This is a genomic window from uncultured Roseobacter sp. (assembly GCF_947495275.1).
In the GTDB taxonomy this organism is placed as follows: domain Bacteria; phylum Pseudomonadota; class Alphaproteobacteria; order Rhodobacterales; family Rhodobacteraceae; genus Roseobacter.
This window is the reverse complement of sequence record NZ_CANLYL010000001.1, coordinates 35,086-50,515: the sequence shown is the minus strand read 5'-3', so window position 1 is coordinate 50,515 and position 15,430 is coordinate 35,086. Positions and strand designations below refer to the sequence as shown.

Annotated in this window: 18 protein-coding genes; 11 read left to right on the top strand and 7 right to left on the bottom strand. The window is 58.6% G+C overall.

Annotation, left to right across the window (positions count from 1 at the left end; translation table 11 throughout):
• Positions 1 to 45 precede the first annotated feature (45 nt).
• The 3 genes from Q0802_RS00270 to coaD all read left to right on the top strand — a co-directional run bounded on the left by Q0802_RS00270 (position 46) and on the right by coaD (position 2,028).
• Complete coding sequence (locus tag Q0802_RS00270; RefSeq protein WP_298911889.1) at positions 46 to 942, top strand: LysR family transcriptional regulator; 897 nt, start codon at positions 46 to 48, stop codon at positions 940 to 942.
• A gap of 60 nt (positions 943 to 1,002) precedes the next feature.
• Positions 1,003 to 1,437 carry a CBS domain-containing protein gene (locus Q0802_RS00265; RefSeq protein WP_298911886.1) on the top strand — a complete coding sequence of 145 codons (435 nt, stop codon included), beginning with the start codon at positions 1,003 to 1,005 and terminating at the stop codon, positions 1,435 to 1,437.
• A gap of 93 nt (positions 1,438 to 1,530) precedes the next feature.
• Positions 1,531 to 2,028, top strand: a complete 498-nt coding sequence (gene coaD / locus Q0802_RS00260; protein ID WP_298911883.1) for a pantetheine-phosphate adenylyltransferase — start codon at positions 1,531 to 1,533, stop codon at positions 2,026 to 2,028.
• Between the two features lie 3 nt (positions 2,029 to 2,031).
• On the opposite strand, the gene gap (Q0802_RS00255) is transcribed toward coaD, so the two are convergent.
• The 3 genes from gap (Q0802_RS00255) to gap (Q0802_RS00245) all read right to left on the bottom strand — a co-directional run bounded on the left by gap (Q0802_RS00255) (position 2,032) and on the right by gap (Q0802_RS00245) (position 4,341).
• Entirely contained in the window at positions 2,032 to 3,033 is a 1,002-nt protein-coding gene (gene gap, locus Q0802_RS00255; protein ID WP_298911878.1) for a type I glyceraldehyde-3-phosphate dehydrogenase, read from the bottom strand.
• Positions 3,034 to 3,077: 44 nt separating this feature from the next.
• Positions 3,078 to 3,221 carry a hypothetical protein gene (locus Q0802_RS00250; RefSeq protein ID WP_298911875.1) on the bottom strand — a complete coding sequence of 48 codons (144 nt, stop codon included), beginning with the start codon at positions 3,219 to 3,221 and terminating at the stop codon, positions 3,078 to 3,080.
• 118 nt (positions 3,222 to 3,339) lie between these two features.
• Positions 3,340 to 4,341: a type I glyceraldehyde-3-phosphate dehydrogenase gene (gene gap / locus Q0802_RS00245; RefSeq protein ID WP_298911872.1), complete on the bottom strand. Its 1,002-nt coding sequence runs from the start codon at positions 4,339 to 4,341 to the stop codon at positions 3,340 to 3,342.
• Between the two features lie 215 nt (positions 4,342 to 4,556).
• Between gap (Q0802_RS00245) and Q0802_RS00240 the strand changes: the two genes are divergently transcribed.
• Positions 4,557 to 5,534, top strand: a complete 978-nt coding sequence (locus Q0802_RS00240) for a DUF808 domain-containing protein (protein WP_298911869.1) — start codon at positions 4,557 to 4,559, stop codon at positions 5,532 to 5,534.
• Positions 5,535 to 5,568: 34 nt separating this feature from the next.
• On the opposite strand, the gene Q0802_RS00235 is transcribed toward Q0802_RS00240, so the two are convergent.
• Positions 5,569 to 5,787 carry a hypothetical protein gene (locus Q0802_RS00235; RefSeq protein WP_298911866.1) on the bottom strand — a complete coding sequence of 73 codons (219 nt, stop codon included), beginning with the start codon at positions 5,785 to 5,787 and terminating at the stop codon, positions 5,569 to 5,571.
• A 253-nt stretch (positions 5,788 to 6,040) separates the two neighbouring features.
• A complete protein-coding gene (tkt, locus tag Q0802_RS00230) occupies positions 6,041 to 8,059 on the bottom strand; it encodes a transketolase (protein ID WP_298911863.1) in 2,019 nt (672 codons plus the stop codon).
• Positions 8,060 to 8,340: 281 nt separating this feature from the next.
• Here tkt and Q0802_RS00225 point away from each other — a divergent pair, with 281 nt between their 5' ends.
• Genes Q0802_RS00225 through Q0802_RS00215 form a run of 3 tightly spaced genes read left to right on the top strand, consistent with a single transcriptional unit; the run spans position 8,341 to position 9,550 of the window.
• Entirely contained in the window at positions 8,341 to 8,826 is a 486-nt protein-coding gene (locus tag Q0802_RS00225) for a hypothetical protein (protein ID WP_298911860.1), read from the top strand.
• Complete coding sequence (locus Q0802_RS00220; RefSeq protein WP_298911856.1) at positions 8,826 to 9,218, top strand: cell division protein ZapA; 393 nt, start codon at positions 8,826 to 8,828, stop codon at positions 9,216 to 9,218. Before Q0802_RS00225 ends, Q0802_RS00220 begins: the two co-directional genes overlap by 1 nt.
• 32 nt (positions 9,219 to 9,250) lie before the next feature.
• The gene (locus Q0802_RS00215) at positions 9,251 to 9,550 is read left to right on the top strand and encodes an MliC family protein (RefSeq protein ID WP_298911853.1); all 300 of its coding nucleotides are present in this window, start codon (positions 9,251 to 9,253) and stop codon (positions 9,548 to 9,550) included.
• An 11-nt stretch (positions 9,551 to 9,561) separates the two neighbouring features.
• On the opposite strand, the gene grxD is transcribed toward Q0802_RS00215, so the two are convergent.
• Together grxD and Q0802_RS00205 are read right to left on the bottom strand one after the other, a co-directional pair.
• Positions 9,562 to 9,924, bottom strand: a complete 363-nt coding sequence (gene grxD / locus Q0802_RS00210) for a Grx4 family monothiol glutaredoxin (protein WP_298911850.1) — start codon at positions 9,922 to 9,924, stop codon at positions 9,562 to 9,564.
• A gap of 60 nt (positions 9,925 to 9,984) precedes the next feature.
• Complete coding sequence (locus tag Q0802_RS00205; protein ID WP_298911847.1) at positions 9,985 to 10,221, bottom strand: BolA/IbaG family iron-sulfur metabolism protein; 237 nt, start codon at positions 10,219 to 10,221, stop codon at positions 9,985 to 9,987.
• A gap of 164 nt (positions 10,222 to 10,385) precedes the next feature.
• On the opposite strand from Q0802_RS00205, the gene Q0802_RS00200 reads away from it, so the two are divergent.
• From Q0802_RS00200 to Q0802_RS00185, 4 genes are all read left to right on the top strand, one after another.
• Positions 10,386 to 11,354: an XdhC family protein gene (locus Q0802_RS00200; protein WP_298911844.1), complete on the top strand. Its 969-nt coding sequence runs from the start codon at positions 10,386 to 10,388 to the stop codon at positions 11,352 to 11,354.
• Positions 11,351 to 12,355, top strand: a complete 1,005-nt coding sequence (locus Q0802_RS00195) for a molybdopterin-binding protein (RefSeq protein ID WP_298911841.1) — start codon at positions 11,351 to 11,353, stop codon at positions 12,353 to 12,355. Before Q0802_RS00200 ends, Q0802_RS00195 begins: the two co-directional genes overlap by 4 nt.
• 112 nt (positions 12,356 to 12,467) lie before the next feature.
• Entirely contained in the window at positions 12,468 to 12,953 is a 486-nt protein-coding gene (locus tag Q0802_RS00190) for a (2Fe-2S)-binding protein (RefSeq protein WP_298911837.1), read from the top strand.
• A 92-nt stretch (positions 12,954 to 13,045) separates the two neighbouring features.
• Positions 13,046 to 15,406: a xanthine dehydrogenase family protein molybdopterin-binding subunit gene (locus Q0802_RS00185; protein WP_298911835.1), complete on the top strand. Its 2,361-nt coding sequence runs from the start codon at positions 13,046 to 13,048 to the stop codon at positions 15,404 to 15,406.
• Positions 15,407 to 15,430: the final 24 nt, after the last annotated feature.

Here is a 15,430-nt window from a genome sequence, read left to right as displayed (position 1 = left end):
TTCTGGTAGTGTTGGACGGTTCCTGAAGACGGCGGAGGGCTCAGGATGCAAACGAATTGGGACGACCTGCGTCTGTTTCTCGCTGTCGCCCGCGAGGAGAGTCTTTCAGGTGCCGGCAAGGTGCTGCGGCTTGATCCGGCGACTCTGGGGCGCCGGATGCAGCGGTTGGAGGCATCACTCCAGGCCAGTCTCTTTGTAAAATCACCTCAAGGATACGCGCTGACCGAGGCGGGCACGACCTTGCTGGCGCGTTCTGAGGCGGCTGAACGCGCTATGCGGGGTGCGGTTGCGGATTTGCCGGTTCAATCAGACCGGCTCAGCGGCCAAATCCGTATTGGGGCTCCGGACGGCAGCGCCAACTATCTGCTCCCGCAGGTCTGCGCCGCAATTTCAGATGAAAACCCGGAACTCGACATCCAGATTGTTGCTTTGCCTCGGGTATTCAACCTCTCCCGGCGCGAAGCGGATATGGCCATTGCCGTGAGCGCCCCGACGGCCGGGCGTCTGGTGGTGCAGAAAATCACGGATTACCACCTGCATCTGGCAGCATCAGAATCCTATCTCGAAACACAAGGTGACATCAGCGATATTGCCGATCTCAGCAAGCACAGGATCGTTGGCTACATTCCGGACATGATCTTTGATCGGGAACTGGATTATCTCAACGACCTTGGCATATCCCGTGTTTCTTTGGCCTCAAATTCCGTTTCGGTGCAAATCAACTGGATCAGACAGGGTGGCGGCATCGGCATCGCGCATGATTTTTCGGTTCCGGCCATGCCCGGAGTTCGGCGTATATTGACCGATCAGATCAGCCTGACCCGGGCTTTCTACCTGATCCGGCATCTTGATGATCAACGCAATCCGCGTCTCAGCCGCTTTGCAGAAGCCTTGAGTCAGGGGCTGCGCGCAGAAGTTGCAAGACTTGAAGCGCTGGCTTGACTTGAAATCACTTTGCGGTGACGCTGAGGCAGGTTTCGACACGTTTCAAGGAGGTCCGACATGTTGGTGTCCCAAATTCTAAAAACCAAGGCGTTGCAGGATGTTGTGACGGTTACGCCATCCTTGTCGGTGGCGGAGGCCGCAAAGATGCTGTCTGAAAAACGCATTGGTACGGTTGTTGTCTCGCGAGACGGGAATTCCGCTGATGGGATTTTATCAGAACGTGACATTGTACGTGACATCGGCGCGCGCGGTGCAGGATGCCTGGCCAATCCGGTCGAAACGCTGATGACCACGAAACTGGTGACGTGCAGCCCTGAAGATCCCGCAGATTCGGTTTTGCAAAAAATGACTGATGGACGTTTTCGCCATATGCCGGTGCTGAGCGACGGCGTTCTTGTGGGCGTGATCTCGCTTGGCGATGTGGTGAAAGCCAAACTGATGGAATTGGCGATGGAGAAAGATGCCCTTGAGGGCATGATCATGGGGCACTGAAGGACCCCTGGCGGGCAGGGAGGTCCTTACCCGCTTGCAATTCCGCCCCTGAAGTGGTCGGGTCACAAAAATACTCACGACAGGAGAGACCACATGCGCGTTGGCCTCTATCCCGGCACCTTTGATCCCATCACCCTGGGCCATATCGACATCATCCGCCGTGCTGCTGTGCTGTTGGACCGCCTCGTGATCGGTGTGGCGATCAACAGAGACAAGGGGCCGCTGTTTTCGTTGGAAAAACGCGTGGCTCTGATCGAGGCCGAATGTGTTGAACTGGCCGCTCAGACCGGTATTGAAATTATCGTGCATCCCTTTGAAAATCTGCTGATTGATTGCGCCCGGGATGTTGGCGCCCAGATTATCGTGCGGGGTCTTCGTGCGGTTGCGGATTTTGAGTATGAATATCAAATGGTTGGTATGAACCGGCAGTTGGACAATGGGATAGAGACTGTGTTCCTGATGGCCGAGGCGCAGCATCAGGCGATTGCCAGCAAGCTCGTCAAGGAAATCGCGCGTCTCAACGGCGATGTCAGCAAATTCGTGACCCCCCGTGTCAGAGCAGAGTTGGTGCAACGTTTCGGCGCACGCTGAGGATCAGATCAGCGCGCCCATGCGCGCTGCGGTATCCAACATACGGTTGGAAAAACCCCATTCATTGTCATACCAGGCCAGAACACGCACCAGGGTGCCATCCTGAACACGCGTCTGATCTTCGGCGAAAATGGCGCTGTGCGGGTCCTGTCTGAAATCGGAAGACACGAGTTTTCGCGCGGTGGTGCTGATGATGCCTTTAAAAGCATTTGCTGCCGCATCCTGAAAAAAGCGGTTTATCTCTTCGGGGGTCGTCGCGCTGTGTGTTTCGACCGTCAGGTCAATACAGGAGACATTCGGCGCTGGCACACGGATGGCTTGCCCGGTGATCCGCCCCGCCAAATCGGGGAGGACCTGACCCAGAGTGAGAGCGGCCCCGGTTGAGGTCGGGATCATCGATAATGCGGCGGCCCGTGCGCGATAGAGGTCCGCGTGCGGTGCGTCATGGGTTGGCTGCGTACTGGTGTAGCTATGCACTGTTGTCATCATGCCGCGTTTGATCCCGAGTGTTTCGTGCAAAACATGCGCGACGGGAACAAGGCAATTGGTTGTGCAGGAGCCATTCGACAAAACAGTATCGTCGGGCGTGATCAGATGATCGTTCACACCGTAGACGATTGTTTTCAGGTCTCCCTTGGCGGGCGCAGAAAGCAGAACACGCCGCGACCCGTTTTGCAGATGCCGCCCGGCTGCTGAAGCCTCGGCAAACTTTCCACTGCATTCCAACGCGATATCCACGTCTTGCCAGGGCAGGGCGGCCGGGTCCGTATCAGAAGTCATGTTGATGGGCCGATTGGCCAGGAGAAGCCCCGTGTCTGTCGGCTCAACCGCGTGTCTCAACCGACCGTGGATGCTGTCAAATTCAAACAGATGGGCCAGCGTATCCTTAGGGGCAGGGTCATTGATCGCCACCACCTGCAAATCTGTTCTGTCGCTGTCCAGCAGCGCCCGCAATATCGTGCGTCCGATCCGGCCAAAGCCGTTGATGCCCAATCTGACTGTCATTGTCTGTTCTTTCCGTGGATGCGCGCCGAAGCGTCACAATGGACTCAGCGCCAAAAAGCGAGCCATTCAGTCAGTTCAAACATTTTTTTGCCCAGAAAGACAACATGTTCCGTGCCATAGAAAAAAATGTCGGCAGATATCAGGACCACAATGGTCAGCCCAAGCACAAATGCGATGCCATTGGTCATTTACTGCCTTTCCCAACCGAAAAGCACCACGGTGCAGTTCCGGAAACCCCGCGCGCGAATGATGCGCGGGTCATGCAGGGTATGCCAGCCTCAATGAACGCCCGCAAGCAGCCTTGGTTCAGCCCAGGTGGCCCATGCTGACCGCGACATCGGCCATTCGGGCAGAAAATGCCCATTCATTGTCGTACCAGGCCAGAACGCGGACCGTACGACCGGCAACAACCTTGGTCTGATCCGGCGCGACGATGCAGCTTTGTTCGGTGTGGTTGAAATCTATGGAGACCTTCGCTTCGGCATCATAACCCATGACGCGCGACATGGACCCCATGGCTGCCGCTTGCAATGCCCCATTCACTTCTTCGACGGTCACATCGCGGGGGGCTTCGAAGGTCAGATCAACCGCGGAGACATTCGGGGTGGGCACCCGCATCGCGGTCCCGTCGAGTTTGCCCGCCAGGTTCGGCAAAACCTCACCCAGAGCCTTGGCAGCACCGGTCGATGTCGGAATGATCGCCATGGCGGCAGCGCGCGCGCGGTAAAGGTCATCATGCCGCCGGTCGAGGGTGGGCTGGTCGCCAGTGTAGGAATGGATCGTGGTCATTATCCCACGCTCGATCCCGATCGCCTCGTCCATCACCTTCGCCAGAGGGGCCAGGCAGTTGGTTGTGCAAGATCCGTTCGAAATGACGGTGTCGGAGGGCAACAGATCGCGGTGATTCACGCCGTAGACGATGGTGCGGTCAACCCGCTTTGCGGGGGCTGAAATCAGCACACGTTTTGCGCCGCGTTCGATATGTGTCTTCGCCTTGTCGCCATCGTTGAATTTACCGGTGCATTCCAGCACGACGTCAACGCCGGTCCAATCCAGTTCATTCATGTTGTAGGAAGACATCATGCGGATCGGGCCGCGCCCCAGATCGAGCGAGTTGGCGCCGACCACCACATTCCCGGGAAAGCGCCCGTGTACTGAATCGTATTTGATCAGATGTGCGGAGGTTTCCAAAGGGCCGGTTGCATTGATCGCCACCACATCAATGTCGTTACGACCGGAAGTTGCGATATGGGACAATGTGCATCTGCCGATGCGACCGAAACCGTTGATACCGACTTTGATAGTCATGAATACTCTCCACACGGATCATTTGCGCGCTCTATAACCGCATCCGGCCTTTGGCGGAATGCCAAAAGCGACGTGTTTTCCAAGTGTTAGCGTTAAACTTTGGCAACAGTCTGTTGCCTGCCCGCGAGAATTGTATTCTGTGTACGCATTGCCAAGACCTCTGCATCGTTCTAGGTCTTTTTGTTAACTATAAATGCTGAACAGAGGATGGCAGGATGAGCGGATTGCTGGCGCTTTTGGACGATGTTGCGAGTATTGCGAAGGTCGCGGCCGCCTCAGTGGATGATGTCATTGGTCAAGCGGCGAAGGCAGGCGCAAAGGCCGCAGGGGCGGTGATTGACGATGCCGCCGTGACCCCCAAATACGTTCAGGGGTTCTCTGCCGACCGTGAACTGCCAATCATCTGGCGCATCGCCAAGGGGTCCATGATCAACAAGCTGGTCTATCTGTTGCCGGTCGGTCTTTTGTTGTCCAACTTTGCGCCCTGGCTGATTACACCGCTGCTGATGCTGGGGGGTTGCTACCTCTGTTTTGAGGGGGCCGAGAAGGTCGCCCATGCGCTCGGATTTGGCGGGCACCATCACGCCGCCCATGTTGAAGGAGACCCGGAACCACAGGATCCCGCGCATTTGGAAGAGCAAAAAGCCGCCGGGGCCATCAAAACCGATTTCATCCTTTCCGCAGAGATCATGACAATCGCACTTGCTGCTATTCCGCCCAGTAACTTTTGGATGGAAACAGCAACGCTTGCAGCGGTTGCCGTTATGATCACGGTGGCCGTTTACGGATCAGTGGCGCTGATCGTGAAGGCGGATGACGCAGGACTGGCGCTGGCAAAGAACGGACGGCTTGGGATCACGCGATCCCTCGGCCGGGGTCTGGTCAAGGCCATGCCGGGTGTCATGTGGACACTCACAGTGGTTGGCACGGCAGCCATGTTGTGGGTTGGTGGCAGTATCGTCATCCACGGTATGGAAGTGCTTGGTGCAGGCTGGCTTGGACACAGCATTCACGATCTGTCCTACGCCATCGGCCACGCGCTGCCACAGGCATTGGCGGGCTTCGGTGAATGGGTCGCCAAGGCTGTCATGGACGGTGTTTTTGGCGTTTTCCTCGGCCTGCTGCTGATCCCGGTTGGTGAAAAGCTGGTCGCCCCTTTATGGCAAAGAGCGTTCGGCGCAGGTCATCACTGACGCTCTGGCACCACGCGTTCGTCGGGCGAGCGCTTCAGGCGAGTGGCGAATAGGAAACCTTGTTGGCCGCTTTCGGGCGTGATTCAACAACCAGCGATTTGATGGTTTTGAGCCCGACCAGCACCAGACATGCAAGGATGCCGTAAACCCAATAGTTGATGGCAGCCTGCACAAACCCGTCCCCAACTGCCAGGGTGATCAATGCCGCAAACGTCCCGACCGATCCTGCCAAAAGGCTCAAGACGACTGCCATTTGATGTCTCCGGTTGCCTGCTACATTCATCCCGCGGCGCACAAGACCGCGCTTTGATAAGAAATGTATCTGCCAAACAAAGCCATTGATCCAGCAAGGAGTGCCTGCGGGAGATTGATCGGCATGTTTCCACCGAAGGTTGAGTGCTCTCTTTTTTCTGTAGCAGCAAAAATTAGAGCGCGGCTGACAGAAGTATCAAGCAGCGCTCATCATTTCACGATCAACCACCACGTCAGTGTGATCCGTTATTTTCTTACTTGATCAGAGACTTGGCCTTTTCGGCAACAGCTTCGGCGGTAATGCCAAACTCCTTGTAAAGCGTGGCCGCTGGCGCCGATGCGCCGAAATCATGCATGCCGATAAAACCGGCTTTTTCCCGCCGACCGCGTTCTCCAAAGAGCCAGCGATCCCACCCAAAGCGGATGCCGGCCTCAACAGCCACGCGAACGGGGCCGCCGGGAAGCACACGTTTGCGGTACGATTCGTCCTGCGCCTCGAAAAGCTCCCAACAGGGCATGGAGACGACACGGGTGCCGATGCCTTCTGCCTGCAGGATGTCACGGGCCGCCATGGCGATCTCGACCTCTGAACCGGTCGCCAGCAGAATAGCCTGACGTTTGCCCTCTGCATCCGCCAAGACATAGGCGCCCTGTGCCGTCAGGTTCTTGGTCTTGTGCTCGGTGCGCACGGTGGGCAAGCCCTGCCGCGTCAGGGACAAGACCGAAGGGGTCTCCTTCGAAGACAGCGCCAATTCCCAGGCCTCGGCGGTCTCAATGGTGTCGGCGGGGCGGAATACATGTGTGTTCGGGGTCGCACGGCTGATCGCCAAATGCTCAACCGGCTGGTGGGTTGGGCCGTCCTCGCCCAGACCGATACTGTCGTGCGTCATCACGAAAACCGTGGGGATTTTCATCAAGGCTGCGAGCCGCATGGAGGGCCGTGCGTAATCGGTGAAACACATGAAGGTGCCGCCGTAGGGACGAATACCGCCATGCAGCGCCATGCCGTTCATTGCGGCGGCCATACCATGCTCGCGAATACCCCAGTAGACATAGCGGCCCGCCCGGCTGTCCACGTCGAACACACCAAGATCGCCGGTCTTGGTATTGTTGGAGCCGGTCAAATCCGCCGACCCGCCCACGGTTTCAGGCATCACAGGATTGACGACTTCGAGCACTTTTTCCGAACTGGCCCGCGTGGCGAGTTTCGGTGCGCTTTCCGACATCTGTTTTTTGAACGCCTTGATGGTTGCGCTCAGTTTCTTGGGCGTCTCAAGCGCATAGGCACGGTTGAAGGTTTCGCGTTTTGAACGGGGCAGGGTGTCAAAACGCTCTTCCCAGGCCCGCCGCGTTTCGGCACCGCGCGCGCCTATGGCCTCCCAGGCTGCTTTGACATCCGCGGGGATCTCGAACGGTCCGGTTTTCCAGCCATAGGCCTCTTTTGCAGCGGCAAGTTGTTCCGGGTCTGTCAGCGCCCCGTGCCCCTTGGAGGTGTCTTGCGCTGCGTGGCCCAGAGCGATGTGGGTTTTACACGCCACCATCGTTGGTTTGTTGCCCTTTTTGGCTTGCGTCAGGGCGGCGTCGATGGCCTCCGGATCATGGCCGTCTACTTCCAGAACGGCCCAGCCTGCGGATTTGAAACGGCCGATCTGGTCCGTCTGATCCGACAGGGAAACCGGCCCGTCGATGGTAATGTTGTTATTGTCCCACAAGACAATCAGCTTGCTGAGTTTGTGACGCCCGGCGAGCGTAATCGCCTCTTGGCTAACACCTTCCATCAGGCAACCGTCACCCGCAATCACATAGGTATAGTGATCTACGACCTTTTTGCCGTATTGCGCGCGCTGGATTTCTTCGGCCATGGCGAAACCCACGGAATTTGCGATGCCCTGACCCAGCGGTCCTGTCGTGGTCTCAATGCCGGTTGCATGGCCATATTCCGGATGGCCCGCAGTGATTGCCCCCCACTGGCGGAAATTCTTGATCTGCTCCAGCGTCATGTCCGCATAGCCCGTCAGGTGCAGCAGGGAATAGAGCAGCATCGAACCATGACCGGCCGACAGGATGAACCGGTCGCGATCTGGCCAATTGGGCTGGGAGGGGTCAAAATTCAGGTGTTTCTCAAACAATACCGTGGCCACATCCGCCATACCCATCGGCATACCTGAATGCCCCGAATTTGCGGCAGCAACCGCATCCAGCGTCAACGTGCGGATGGCAGTGGCTTTCGACCAGTGATCGGGGTTGGCGGCAGCGAGGGCTTTGAGATCCACGGGCAAGGTATCCTTTGTCGGTTTCGAGCGGCCCGAAAGAGGGCTGTGCAGCCTGACGGCTGAACTTGCAGCGCTCAATAACAGCCACCCCGCAAAGATCAAGAGCGGGCGGACGGCTTTGCACGCTCCGGACTTCAATAGCGCCGGTCAAACGCTTGATCGCAAAGCAAGGCGCATTTGTTGCACCTGTTGAATAGAGTTACTTTAAAAGGACGGGGTGGCGATTCGGGTCCAAGGCAGTTGGGCAGCCGATCCCGGTAAATGGGACGCATGAGGTGGGCATGAGTGAAATAGAAGAATTGCACAGTCGCATAATGGCGGCCATGGATCGCGTAGCACAGGGTCTTGATGGCCTTGGGCCGGCGGGAGGTGATGACGTCGACGCGCTGAAACAGGCGCTTGACGAAGAGAAGACGGTCAATGCGCAACTGACCGAACGGGTGCGTGTGCTTGGTGAGCGGCAAGAGCAAGCGCTCGAAGCTCTTGAAGCGAAGGCCAACGCAACAGCCGAACGTATGGAAAAGCTCGATACCGATCTGCAAAAGCTCAGACGGGCAAATGCGCAGTTGTCGGAGGCTTGTGAGGCATTGCGCAATGCCAATGCCGAAGGCGTTGGTGAGCCCCATCTGATCAACAAGGCCATGATGGCCGAGCTGGAAGCGTTACGCGCTGCACGTGCGGCAGAAATTGCCGAGGCAGATGAGATCATCGCTGCCCTGACACCGCTGCTCGAAGCGGATGGGGCGCAGCCAGAGGGGGCAAGCTGATGCCGGAAATTACAATCTCAATCGGTGGCCGTAAGTTTGACGTGGCCTGCCAGGCGGGCGAAGAACATTATTTGCAAACCGCTGCCAAAATGCTGGATGACGAAGCGCAGGTGCTATCCGATCAGGTCGGGCGTATGCCAGAGGCACGGATGCTTCTGATGGCGGGTCTGATGCTCGCCGACAAGACCGCCAACATCGAAGACCGCGTCGCAGAGGTTCAGGCGAAGCTGACCGAAAGGGAGGCCGAATTAGCCGGTGTTCGGGACGCAAAGGTCGAACCGGAGCGGGTAGAGGTGCCCGTCGTACCGCAATCGGTCACGGACACTCTGGCGGAATTGGCGGCGCGGGCTGAGGCGCTGGCCGCCTCTGTTGACGAAAAGACAAACGGATAGGTTGCATATAGGCCAGTATCGGCGTCTGCGCGATGCTGGCGACGCCTCTGGTGGCGCAGGGAACTGTGCAGGCCTATCTGTGTGACCGGCAGGTGGAAGTGCCCGTTATCTACGTTGCCGGGCCACCTGCCGCTGTGGTCTTGTCGGTTGAAGGTCGGCTGGTCTACCTCGAATCCACACCCAGCGCCTCCGGTGCCCGATATGCGGGGACCGGGCACAAGAGTTCCTATGTGTGGTGGAGCAAAGGTGATGCGGCGATGCTTGCATGGTTCGACGCCCCCTCCGAAGAAGAGACGCCCCTTTACAAGCAGTGCACAAGAAACGGCAGATAGCGCGACGGCGCTTAGCCGTTGGCTTCGCGAATCTTATCGGCGGCGTCCTTGTCGAAGGTCACACCATTCTCCTCGAGCAGCGTGTCGAGCTCCCCCGAGAGCGTCATTTCCGTAATGATGTCGCATCCGCCGACGAATTCGCCTTTGACATAAAGCTGCGGAATGGTCGGCCAGTCGGAAAAATCCTTGATGCCTTGACGAATGCCTTCATCGGACAAAACATTTACATCCGAAAAATCAACACCCATGTAATTCAACACACCCGCAACCCGGCTGGAAAATCCGCATTGCGGCATTTCCTTGGTGCCTTTCATGAACAAGACAACGTCGTTGCTGGTGATGGTCTCTTTGATCTGTGTGTTTGCGTCGGTCATGTGATTTCCCCTCTGGGTCTATACGTGTCGCGCCACGGAAAGGCGCGGATAAATCTGCGGTCAGTCGGGCGCTTTCGTCGTCAGCGCCAGTGCATGAAGCTCGCCGTTAGAGCCGTCCATCTTTCCTTTGAGGGCCGCATAGACTGCGCGTTGCTGCTGCACCCTGTTCTTGCCGCGAAAACTCTCATCAATGACCATGGCTGCCATGTGGACGCCATCCTCGCCTTCCACCTTGATCTCGGCATCAGGGAAGCTGGCACGCAGGAGGTCTTCGATTTCGCGGGCTTGCATTGGCATATGGAGGCTCCATGTTGGTCTTGAGCTAGATGTAGTGGGCAGCGCCGTCAGGGACAAGGTGTCAATTTGTGCACTGCCGCGCAGGTCCAACGCTACCCTTTGGGGGCGTTTTCGGGCAGACATTTCGCGTAACATGGGAAATAGTCAGGGCGAGGAGAAATGCGATGGATGTTTTCGAAAATGCACCTGAACAGGCGCTGGCCTGGCATGAAGCCGGACAGGGGGCGGTTCTGGCCACGGTAATCGAAACCTGGGGATCTGCACCGCGACGTGTGGGGGCGCAGCTGGTGATCGCCGGAACCGGCGAAATGCAGGGCTCGGTCTCGGGCGGTTGCGTGGAAGGTGCGGTGGTTCTTGAAGCAACGGATGCGCTTGAGAAGGGCGAACAGCGCGTGTTGGAATACGGCGTCAGTGATGGCGACGCATTCGCCGTTGGACTGGCCTGTGGCGGGACAATTCGCATATTGGTCGAACCGGTCGGATCGGTGTTGCCGGTCGAGCTGTTGCGAGGCTTGATGGAAGCGCGGGCCGCCCGCAAACCCGCTGCCTATGTGGTGGGTTTGAGCTCGGGCAAACGCGAACTGGCGTTCGGCGGCTATCCGGATCGTTTTGCCATGGACCGGTCGGGCTTTGAAGAAGACGGCAATGTCTTTGTCGCGATTCACAATCCTCCCCTGCGCCTGGCAATCGTGGGTGCTGTGCATATCGCGCAGGCGCTGGTGCCGATGGCGCGGGTGGCAGGCTATGATCCCTTCATCATAGACCCCAGGGCGGCTTTCGGATCTGAAGCGCGGTTTCCCGGCGAACGCATTTTGTCCGACTGGCCGGATGACGCACTTGATGAGGTGGGTGTGGACAGCCGAACAGCGGTTGTGCTGCTGACCCATGATCCGAAACTGGATGATCCCGCCCTGCATCTGGCCCTGAAATCCGACACTTTCTATATCGGTGCACTGGGGTCGAAGCGCACCCATGCCAAACGTGTAGAGCGTCTTGAAGAAGCAGGGGTGAACCCAACGCAAATTGCCCGGATCAGCGGACCCATCGGGCTTGATATCGGCGCTGCCAGCCCGCCCGAGATTGCCGTATCGATCCTGGCGGAAATGACACAGATATTGAGACGCGGCGCATGAAATTCGGCGCGGTCGACATCGGGCTGGCAGAAGGGGCGGTGCTCGCGCATTCGGTTTCACTGGGTGGGCGGCGCCGACTGCGCAAGGGCCGCATACTGGGTGCCAGCGACATTGCCACCCTGGCCGGAGCAGGCGTTGACACGGTGACGGTCGCGCGCCTTGCGGCGGATGATGTATTTGAAAACGACGCGGCGGCGGCGCTTGCGGCGGCCATTGTGCCCCGGCCCGATGCGCAGAATATACGGGTAACGGAGGCCTTCACCGGGCGGGTCAACCTGCTGGCAACGGGCCCGGGCGTGGCGATGCTGGATGTTGCGGCGATCGAGGCCATCAATCGCGTGCATCCGATGATCACGATAGCAACCGTCCCACCCTACCAGCAAATGGCGGAAGGCGGGATGTTGGCAACCATCAAGATCATTTCCTATGCGGTGCCAGAGGCCGCATTGGCCAAAGCCTGCGCTGTCGCATCGGAGGCGATCCATCTCGCAAGACCGGTGATAGACAGTGTCGCTTTGGTGATCACCGAGATCGACGGGGGCGCTGGCAGCAAGGGGCAAAAGGCCATTGCAGACAGGGTTGCCGCCTTTGGTCTGACCTTGTCAGATCCGGTGGTTGTGCCGCATGAGGAGGCCGCGCTGGCGCAGGCGCTGACCGACAGTCGCCGCGCCTTGACGCTGATCCTGACGGGCTCGGCCACCTCTGACACAGATGATGTCGCACCGGCGGCATTGCGCCGGGCAGGCGGGCGGGTGGCCCGCTTCGGCATGCCGGTTGATCCCGGGAACCTGCTGTTCATCGGTGATCTGGCGCAGCGACCGGTGATTGGTCTGCCAGGTTGTGCCCGATCTCCGGCCCTGAACGGAGCAGATTGGGTTCTGGCCCGCGTCATCTGCGGCATCGAGGTGACAGACAGTGACATTGCCGCGATGGGCGTGGGGGGGCTGCTGAAGGAGATTCCAACCCGGCCACAACCCCGGGCGGGCAAGTCAAAAGACTGACGGCATAGACTAAAGCACTATTGCCCTTCACCAAGATGTTGAAGTTTTGGGTTCTCAACCGGGAAGGGTCGTGCTTAACTCCCGGCAACAACAAAGCTTAAGGGAGGAAACCATGGCTCAGGTCTCAATGACCGTGAACGGGAAAGCCGCGTCCGGGGATGTGGAGGGGCGGACATTGTTGTCGACGTTCCTGCGGGAAAACCTGGAACTGACCGGTACCCACGTGGGATGCGACACCAGTCAATGCGGCGCCTGCGTGGTGCATGTCAACGGCGAAGCGGTGAAATCCTGCACGATGCTTGCGGCAGAAGCCGAAGGTGCGGACGTCACGACCATCGAAGCGATGGCCAATGCGGATGGCTCTCTGAGTACTATCCAGCAGGCGTTTCAGGATCATCACGGGCTACAGTGCGGCTTTTGCACGCCGGGTATGGTGATGAGCGCGTCGGCTCTGCTGAAAGACAACCCGACCCCGTCGGAGGCGGAAATCCGGGAGTACCTTGAGGGCAATATCTGCCGTTGCACAGGGTATCATAATATCGTCAAGGCGATCATGGCCGCTTCGGGTCAGGACGTCAGCAGCATCGCAGCGGAATAATATCTGGCCCAGGCGGGGCCGGTCTCAAACCGATCTCCCGCGATGCCAGCCGCTCGTACAGGGATTACCCACCGAATTTCAGGGAGGAAAACATGCCAAAAGACGGAGGCATTGGCGCAAGCTCAAAGCGCCGCGAAGACGTCCGGTTTCTCACCGGCGCAGGGAATTACACCGATGATATCAATATCCGGGGGCAGGCGCATGTTTTCTTCCTGCGATCAGACGTTGCACATGGGACAATAACATCCATCAACACATCTGCCGCCGAGGCCATGCCCGGTGTGGTCAAGGTGTTCACAGGCACGGATTTTGAGGCGGTTGGTGGCATGCCCTGCGGCTGGCAGGTCACGGACAAGCATGGCCAACCTATGCAGGAGCCGCGCCATCCTATTCTGGCCCATGGCAAGGTGCGCCATGTAGGGGAACCGGTTGCCGCAGTGGTTGCCGAGACGCTGGAGCAGGCGCGTGACGCGGCCGAGGCGATCGAGCTGGACATCGCCGAGTTGCCAGCGGTCGTGGACATGAAAGCCGCCGTGGCAGGTGATGCACCGAAAGTGCATGATGATCTGACGTCAAACCTTTGTTATGATTGGGGTTTTGTGGAGGAGAACAAGACCGCGACAGATGAGGCCTTCGCGAATGCGGCCCATGTGACCACTCTTGAGCTTGTCAATAACCGCCTTGTGGCCAACCCCATGGAACCCCGTGTTGCAGTGGGTGACTACGCGCGCGGCACGGGCGACTCCACACTCTACACGACGTCGCAGAACCCGCATGTGATCCGGCTGTTGATGGGAGCCTTTGTTCTGGGCATTCCCGAACACAAGCTGCGGGTTGTGGCACCGGATGTGGGCGGTGGTTTCGGCACCAAAATCTTCCATTATCAAGAAGAAGCCTTTTGCACCTTCGCGGCCAAGGCCTGCAATCGCCCGGTCAAATGGACGTCGAGCCGCTCGGAAGCCTTCATGTCCGATGCTCATGGCCGGGATCACGTGACCAAGATCGAATTGGCGCTGGACGGTAACAACAACTTTGCGGCCATTCGTACGGAAACCTTCGCGAATATGGGGGCTTACCTCAGCACCTTCGCACCTTCGGTTCCGACCTGGTTGCATGGCACATTGATGGCGGGCAATTATCGCACACCGCTGATCTATGTGAACGTCAAGGCGGTCTTTACCAACACCGTGCCGGTTGATGCCTATCGCGGGGCCGGTCGTCCGGAAGCCACGTTCCAGCTGGAGCGGGTCATCGACAAGGCCGCACGCGAACTGGGTGTCGATCCCATTGCCCTGCGGCGGCAGAACTTCATCACCGAGTTCCCTTATGCCACCCCGGTGGCCGTGGAATACGACACCGGCAACTACGTCGCCACGATGGATAAGCTGGAGGAAATGGGCGACTTGTCCGGCTTCGCAGAAAGACGCGCGGCGTCGGAAGCCAAGGGCAAATGGCGGGGGCTTGGCGTCAACTGCTATATCGAAGCCTGCGGTATCGCGCCTTCAAATCTGGTGGGGCAGCTTGGCGCGCGCGCCGGGCTTTATGAAAGTGCCACGGTGCGGGTGAATGCAACGGGCGGTCTGGTCGTGATGACCGGCAGTCATAGCCACGGGCAAGGTCATGAAACCTCTTTCGCCCAGGTGGTGGCGGATATGATCGGCATCGACGAGAACATGGTCGAGATCGTGCATGGCGACACCGCCAATGCGCCGATGGGCATGGGCACCTATGGCTCGCGCTCACTGGCTGTGGGCGGCTCGGCGATGGTGCGGGCAACAGAGAAGATCATCGCCAAGGCCAAGAAGATCGCCTCTCACCTGCTGGAAGCCTCCGAGAGCGACATTGAGCTTAAGGACGGCGCATTCAGCGTGGCGGGTACGGATAAATCCGTGGCCTGGGGGGATGTGACACTCGCCGCCTATGTCCCGCATAACTATCCGCTGGAAGAGATCGAACCGGGTCTGGAGGAGACGGCCTTTTATGATCCGAGCAATTTCACCTACCCCTCGGGCGCCTATGCCTGCGAGGTTGAGGTGGATCCGGACACCGGCAAGGTCACCATTGAACGTTTCACGGCGGTGGATGATTTCGGCAATGTGGTGAACCCGATGATCGTGACCGGGCAGGTCCACGGTGGGCTGGCTCAGGGCATTGGTCAGGCGCTACTTGAGAACTGCGCCTATGACGAGAACGGCCAGTTGCTGAGCGCGTCCTACATGGACTATGCGATGCCGCGTGCCGATGATCTGCCCATGTTCAGTGTCGATCATTCCTGCCAGACACCCTGCACGCACAACCCTCTGGGCGTGAAAGGCTGCGGTGAGGCTGGGGCCATCGGTTCGCCCCCTTCCGTGGTCAATGCGGTTGTGGATGCTCTGCAATCGGGCGGCAAGGACGTAACGCATATCGATATGCCTCTGTCGCCCGCGCGCGTCTGGGCGGCGATGCAGTGATCTGAACCGGGGGTGCGGCCTGTA